The sequence below is a fragment of the Ligilactobacillus acidipiscis DSM 15836 genome (genome assembly GCF_001435755.1).
GTDB lineage: Bacteria > Bacillota > Bacilli > Lactobacillales > Lactobacillaceae > Ligilactobacillus > Ligilactobacillus acidipiscis.
Window position 1 is genome coordinate 1 of sequence record NZ_AZFI01000106.1, and the last position, 7395, is coordinate 7395.

The 7395-nt window shown below is 39.6% G+C and carries 5 protein-coding genes; 4 read left to right on the plus strand and 1 reads right to left on the minus strand.

Annotated features, from left to right (window positions below; genetic code table 11):
• Positions 1-92: 92 nt before the first annotated feature.
• On the minus strand, positions 93-1067 hold the full coding sequence (locus FC65_RS07495) for an L-lactate dehydrogenase (protein WP_056972137.1): 975 nt from the start codon (positions 1065-1067) through the stop codon (positions 93-95).
• 282 nt (positions 1068-1349) lie between these two features.
• Here FC65_RS07495 and pth point away from each other — a divergent pair, with 282 nt between their 5' ends.
• The 4 genes from pth to FC65_RS07515 are packed head-to-tail and all read left to right on the plus strand — an operon-like array spanning position 1350 to position 7332.
• Positions 1350-1907 carry an aminoacyl-tRNA hydrolase gene (gene pth, locus FC65_RS07500; protein ID WP_056972138.1) on the plus strand — a complete coding sequence of 186 codons (558 nt, stop codon included), beginning with the start codon at positions 1350-1352 and terminating at the stop codon, positions 1905-1907.
• 14 nt (positions 1908-1921) lie between these two features.
• Positions 1922-5452, plus strand: coding sequence for a transcription-repair coupling factor (mfd, locus tag FC65_RS07505; RefSeq protein WP_056972139.1), 3531 nt, complete (start codon positions 1922-1924; stop codon positions 5450-5452).
• Positions 5452-7026: a putative polysaccharide biosynthesis protein gene (locus FC65_RS07510; protein WP_056972140.1), complete on the plus strand. Its 1575-nt coding sequence runs from the start codon at positions 5452-5454 to the stop codon at positions 7024-7026. Before mfd ends, FC65_RS07510 begins: the two co-directional genes overlap by 1 nt.
• A gap of 36 nt (positions 7027-7062) precedes the next feature.
• Positions 7063-7332: an RNA-binding S4 domain-containing protein gene (locus FC65_RS07515; RefSeq protein ID WP_056972141.1), complete on the plus strand. Its 270-nt coding sequence runs from the start codon at positions 7063-7065 to the stop codon at positions 7330-7332.
• Positions 7333-7395 lie beyond the last annotated feature (63 nt).

Genomic DNA, 7395 nt, shown 5'->3' on the forward strand with positions numbered 1-7395 from the left:
GGACCATCAACACTATTTGACAAAGTCCCACGAAAATTTGCGTAAAAAAACAATGATCCAAAGGATCTGGATCACTGTTGTTTAATTATTGTTTATTTTTCTTGGCTTTTCTTTAAGTTATCTAAACCATCTGACAAGATTTGTTTCAATGTTTTGGCAGAAGAAGCCATTTGTTCATGTTCTTTTTTACTGAGTGGAACTTCAACAATATGAGTAACACCACTTGCATTAACAACGGCTGGTGTACCGATATAGATATCGTCTAAGCCGTATTGACCATCCATGTAGACAGAAACAGGCAAAACTGTATCTTCATCACGTAAGATCGCACGAGAGATACGTGCCAAAGCGGCTGCGACACCGTAGAAGGTAGCACCTTTCTTTTGAATGATCGTATAAGCTTTGTTACGAACATCGTCTTCCATCTTGTCTAATTCGTCTTGCGAAATATTATGTTCGTTGGCCCAATTTAAGAATGGGACACCACCAATAGTTGCAGAAGAATAAGCAGCAAATTCGGAATCACCATGTTCACCCATGATATAAGCATGCATTGAACGAGGATCCTTGATGCCTGTTAAGTCAGACATTGCAACACGAAGGCGTGCAGTATCCAAAGAAGTACCTGAACCTAAAACTCGTTCCTTTGGGAAACCAGAGAATTTCCAAGTAGCATAAGTTAAGATGTCAACAGGGTTGGCAGCAACTAAAAAGATACCTGAGAAACCTGAATCAACAACTGGCTTAACAATACTTGAAAGAATTTTAAGGTTCTTGTTTACCAAGTCAAGACGTGTTTCACCTGGTTTTTGTGGAGCACCAGCGGTAATAACAACCAGGTCAGCATCTGAGCAATCTGAATATTCGGCAGAATAAATCTTTTTAGGATATGTGTAGCCAGTGGCATCAACTAAGTCTAACGCATCACCTTCGGTACGTTCTTTGATGACATCAACGATCCCGATTTCTTCAGCAATGCCTTGAATGGCCATGGCATATGCATAACTAGAACCGACAGCTCCATCTCCTACTAAAATAACTTTTTGATGATTTTGTGTAATTGACACAATAGATCGTCCTTTCTCAATTAAGTGACATTTTTGACACATTCATAGTATAACATGTTTTCTGAAAGTGTGATAAATAATTTCAAAAAAATAGAGTCTTTTTTTCAATAGTATATGAAAGAATATGATATAATAGGCTCTTGAGAATATCATAGCAGCTGGGGATAGGTGGCAGCCTCGGCCGTTTTTTGTCGCACAATATTGGTGTAAACGTTTTTAAAGTATATTCTTTTAAAGTTATGTTGTGCACAAGATAATATATGAAATAAGGGATGTAAAAAAATGAAAATGATCGTTGGATTAGGTAATATTGGTAAGAAGTATGAAAATACACGGCATAATGTAGGCTTTTCAGTTGTTGAAGAATTAGCGAACCGTTATAATGTTGATTTCAATAAAGAAAAATGCGAAGCTTTGATCGCGACAGCTTTTATTAGTAACGAAAAGGTTTTGTTGGTAAAACCAACTACTTTTATGAATGACTCTGGTCGAGCAGTTGGCCCTTTGCTGGACTATTTTAAGATCGAGGTTGAAGATTTGATAATTATTCATGATGATATGGATCTGCAACTCGGACGGATACGTTTACGCCAAAAGGGTTCAGCTGGCGGACATAATGGGATAAAAAGCGTGATCGCTCATGTGCATACCCAAGCGTTTAAACGGGTCAAGGTCGGAATCGACCATCCCCAGCAAATGTCTGTCGTTAATTGGGTTTTATCACGTTTCTCGGTGACTGAGCAAGCTTTAATGAAAGATGCTGTTACGCAAGCTTGTGATGCGGTCGAGTACTGGTTAGCCGGGAATACGTTTATGAATACTATGAATCGCTTTAATTAGGAGGAACTTAGATAATGAAGATCATGGATCTTTTTGGACAGATCCCCGAATATCACAAATGGCAAGAAAAATTAACTAGTGGTCATCATTTATTGACGGGACTTAATGGTTCGGCAAAAACAGTAATGTTGGCTGAACTTTTTCTGGAAAAAAGGAAAACACAAGTGGTCGTTACGGATGATCTATATCATGCACAACAGGTTGCTGATGATCTAGGCAGTTTGTTAGGTGATGACTCTGTCTTTTTGTTCCCGGTGGATGAAATGATGGCCGAAGAGATCTCAACGAGTTCACCAGATTTTAAAAGCCAAAGAGTGTTAGCTTTAAACGCTTTGATCGACCCCCAACCGGCAATCATTGTGACCTCAACTGCTGGATTAACTCGTTTTTTACCTACGCCGGAAGTGTGGAAGCAAAGCCAATTTGAACTTAAAGTCGGCAATGACATTGATTTGGAAGAAATTGCCCGTCTTTTAACAACGATGGGTTATGCACGGCAAAAGATGGTTGAACGGCCTGGAGATTTTGCGATAAGAGGCTCGATCTTAGATATTTATAGTTTGAATGAAGAATATCCATTGCGTTGCGATTTATTTGATACAGAAATAGATTCTTTGCGGCTGTTTGATTCAACTGATCAAAGAAGTATCAAGAATATTGAGCACGCTACAGTTTTGCCCGCGACTGATTTTATTGCTTTTAAGGATACACTTCAAAAAGCTGGCAAAAAAATTGAAAAAAACTATCGTAAGCATTTAAAAGAGCTCAAAGATCCTGAAGATAAAAAACAGTTAGCAGATAACTTTGAGCAGGTTGTAAGCGACCTCCAAAAAGCTAATTTAAGCGATACTTATCATGTTTTCGCTGCTGGTATCTTGACAGAAAAAACCGGTTTGCTAGATTATTTAAGGCCAGAGGGTTTGGTCATATTTGATGACTATTCTCGGCTGTTGGACAAAGAAAATGATTTGGAAAAACAAAATGCTGAATGGCTAACGGATAGGTTAAAACATCAAAGTGTTTTGCCAAACACTCAGCTGGCAGTGGATGTTAGAACTAGAGAACAAAATGACAAGCATCCACAGATATTTCTCTCCCTTTTTCAAAAAGGGATGGGTAATCTTCGTTTTAATCAATTGCTGGATATTAAAGCACGTGCTGTTCAGCAATTTTTTGGACAAATGCCGATGTTGAAGACTGAAACAGATTGGTGGAAGAAACAAGAGCAAACGGTTGTTATTTTTATTCCAGATAACGAAAGGATCGCCAAAATTTCACAGACTTTAGATGATTTTGAGATCCCAAGCATTATTACTAAAGCTGACAGTTTGCAAGAAAACACGGTCCAGGTCGTGTCTGGTTCGTTACGAGCCGGTTTTGAACTGCCCCAAGCCAATTTGGTTGTTCTGACTGAAAATGAATTATTTGCTAAGGCGACTAAAAAGCAGCCTAAGCGCCAAACCATGAAAAACACGGAACGTTTAAAGAGCTATACTGATTTGAAAAAGGGCGACTATGTTGTTCATGTAAATCACGGTATTGGACGTTTTATGGGCATGAAAACTATGGAGGTCGATGGTAAACACCAAGATTACTTGACTATCGACTATCAAAATGATGCACAGTTATTCATTCCAGTCACTCAGCTTGATCGAGTGCAAAAATATGTTTCTTCAGAGGCAAAAACGCCGCATATCAATAAATTAGGCGGTAGTGAATGGACTAAAACTAAGAAGCGTGTAGCTGGCAAGATAGAGGATATTGCGGATGACTTAGTGGATCTTTACGCTAAAAGAGAGGCTGAAAAGGGCTTTGCTTTTTCAAAAGATACTAGCTATCAAAGAGAATTTGAAGATGCGTTTCCTTACACGGAAACTCCTGATCAGCTGCGGAGTGCTGACGAGATCAAACGAGACATGGAAAAAGAGAAACCAATGGACCGACTATTGATCGGTGACGTTGGTTATGGAAAAACTGAAGTTGCAATGCGGGCAGCCTTTAAGGCGATCCAAGATGGAAAGCAGGTTGCTTTTCTTGCGCCAACCACTGTTTTAGCACAGCAACATTATGAGACATTAGTTGAACGTTTTACAGGTTTCCCTGTAGAAATCGGTCTACTATCACGGTTTGTAACAAAAAAACAATCTGATCTGACCATAAAAGATGCAAGAGAAGGGATGTGTGATATCCTCGTGGGGACACATCGCTTGTTATCGAAAGATGTGAAGTTCGCCGATCTTGGCTTACTGATCGTGGATGAGGAACAGCGTTTTGGGGTCAAACACAAAGAAAAACTGAAACAGTTAAAAACAAATGTTGATGTTTTGACTTTGACTGCGACACCGATCCCACGGACACTTAACATGTCAATGCTTGGTGTTAGAGACCTTTCAGTGATCGAAACAGCACCGATGAACCGCTATCCGATTCAAACCTACGTGATGGAACAAAATTATGGTGTAGTAGTTGATGCAATCAGACGAGAAATGTCACGTGGCGGTCAAGTCTTTTATTTGCATAATCGAGTCATGGATATCGAAAAAGTAGCCGATGAACTACAGGCTTTGGTTCCTGATGCTAGAATTGCATATATTCATGGGCAAATGAGCGAAAATCAGATGGAGCGTATCCTCTACAATTTTATTAACGGAGAATATGATGTTTTGGTTACTACGACCATCATTGAAACAGGTGTAGATATTCCTAATGCTAATACTTTGTTTGTTGAGAATGCCGATCGGATGGGCTTAGCCCAATTGTATCAGTTGCGTGGACGAGTCGGGCGCTCCAGTCGGGTTGCTTATTCTTACTTTATGTATCAACAAGACAAGATATTAAACGAAGTTAGTGAAAAAAGACTCGAAGCGATCAAAGATTTTACGGAATTGGGTTCTGGTTTCAAGATCGCTATGCGAGATCTGTCGATCAGAGGCGCGGGAAATATTTTAGGCAAGCAGCAGCATGGCTTTATCGATTCGGTGGGTTATGATCTGTATACGCAAATGTTAAGCGAATCAGTTGCTAGAAAACGTGGTAAGAAAGTCCAAGAAAAAACTGACACTGAGATCAATTTGGATGTGGAAGCGTATCTGCCAGGAACATATATAGAAGATCCTCGGCAGAAGATCGAAATTTACAAACGTGTACGGCAACTGCAATCTAAAGATGAGTATCTTGAAGTTCAAGATGACCTGATCGACCGTTTTGGCGAGTATCCTGTAGAAGTCGCAATATTATTAGATATTGGTTTGTTGAAAATGTATGCTGATCAAGCGATGGTCGACTCCATTAAGCAGAACGGTAAAAAAATTGTCATTGAGTTAAATGCCGCAGCTACGCAAAAATTTGCTGCTAAACAGTTGTTGAAGGCTGTTGCTGAAACAAAATTCAGTGCAACCTTGGAGCCCGGTGAAAAGCAGATGAAGATCGCTTTAGTAATTCAATCTAAGATGAATATGAGTGATGTGGTTGTTCAATTACAGAAACTAACTCAAAGCTTAGCGGAAGAATTGAATGTTCCCGCTCAGAAAGCAGTTGAAAAATAGTGAAAAATGAGCAGATGAAAAAAACGATGAATGGGGCACTGATCTTGACGATCTCAGCACTGATCGCTAAATTTTTGAGTGCTGTTTATCGGATCCCATTTCAAAATATCGTCGGCAATACTGGTTTCTATGTTTATCAGCAAATATATCCGATTTATGGGATCGGCATGACTTTTGCTTTAAATGGCTTCCCAGTGTTTATTTCCAAATTAGTGGCACAAGAAGATGATGAAGAAAAAAGAATGCAGGTCGTTTCAACGGCGTTTTTGATTTTATTGTCGTTGGCTGTGCTGCTCTTTTTCGGTTTACAAGTAGGGGCCAAACAAATTGCCCGGTCAATGGGGGATTCGCAGTTGGCTCCGCTTATTTCCAGCGTTTCATGGATGTTTTTGTTGATGCCGTTCTTGGCAATCGCGCGCGGATATTACCAAGGTACATTCAACATGATCCCGACGGCTGTTTCACAGGTCAGTGAACAATTTGTACGGGTTGCATTGATAATTGGAGTAGCATTACTGTCACTGCAGATGAAATGGTCTGTTTATCAGACAGGTTCTTTTGCGATGTTAGGCTCCGTGGCGGGCGGTGCTATTGGGGCTTTGACTTTTACAAGCTTTTGGAAATATTTTTTTCAAAAGCATGATTTCACTGCTGGTCGCATAAACTATCGAGCTGTTGCCCGTCTTATTTTTAAGGATGGTCTGATAATTTGTTTGTTTTCGTCATTGATGGTGCTGTTACAGTTAGTAGATTCGTTTACAGTTATGAATTCCTTAAGAGATTTTGGTTTGCAAGATTCGCTGGCTAAATATACTAAGGGGATTTATGATCGCGGACAACCGTTAGTTCAATTAGGAATGACGATCGCAATCAGTTTTTCCTCGACGCTTTTGCCGTCCTTAACTACTGCTTTAGCAAGTAAAAAGGTTCAAGAATACCAACGGATCGCGAAAACAATGCTGCATGTGGGCGTTGCTTTATCCGTGGCAGCTGCCGCGGGAATGATGATCTTGATGCCGCAGATCAACACCTTATTATTTGGCGACTCCAAGTTAAGTTTTACGTTAGAGATTTATGTTTTAAGTGTGCCGTTGATCTCTGTGATCAGTATTCACAATTCTATTTTGCAAAGCGAAGATAACTTTTGGGGCACGTTTGTGGCTGTTATAGCGGCACTGTTTATCAAAGTCATCTTAAACAGTTGGTTTGTCAGACATTATGGCATAAGCGGCGCTTCGCTTTGTACGCTTTTAAGCTTAGGTGCTGCTTTGCTGGTATTAGTTTTGATTTTACCCCAGTCAGTTCGACAACAGCCCAGATCCTTGGCACAATTTGCAATGCGGTTAGCAGGCTGCACGTTGCTGATGATCGCAGGTATTTGGCTACTAAGCTTTACGTGCTCAATGTTTTTTGAAACCACGCGTCTTAGTTTGCTGGTCATTGTTCCAGCAGATGTTTTATTAGGAGTATTTTTATTTGTCGCAGGAGCGATAAAAAGTCAGTTGTTTACTAAAGAAGAGTGGGCAACGCTCCCAGGTGGTAGTAAAATAGTAGCAAAGCTTAAAGTACGTTAATGTAGTATTATTGTTTCTAATAAATGAGGTGAGAATATGAGGTTGGATAAGTTTTTAAAAGTTGCCCGCATTATTAAAAGACGTCCGGTTGCTAAGCAGATCTCTGATCAAAAGAGGATCTCGATCAATGGTAAGACAGCTAAGTCGTCAAGTGAGGTAACAGTTGGTGATACTTTGGTGATTAATTTCGGCAATAAAACTTTAACTGTCAAGGTCAGGGATTTAAAAGATACAACAAAAAAGAATGAAGCAGAAGAATTATATGAAATAATTTCAGAAGATTATAAAGAGGATTATCGGATGTAATGTTTGCTTTTTTTAAATTCTGCATATTATAATACTAAAGGTTGAAAGTTAATTTTTAGTGCC

Bases quoted from the DNA above. Each gene is read 5' to 3' on its own strand.
- pth (WP_056972138.1), top strand. From the start codon at position 1,350: ATGAAAATGATCGTTGGATTAGGTAATATTGGTAAGAAGTATGAAAAT.
- mfd (WP_056972139.1), top strand. From the start codon at position 1,922: ATGAAGATCATGGATCTTTTTGGACAGATCCCCGAATATCACAAATGG.
- FC65_RS07515 (WP_056972141.1), top strand. From the start codon at position 7,063: ATGAGGTTGGATAAGTTTTTAAAAGTTGCCCGCATTATTAAAAGACGT.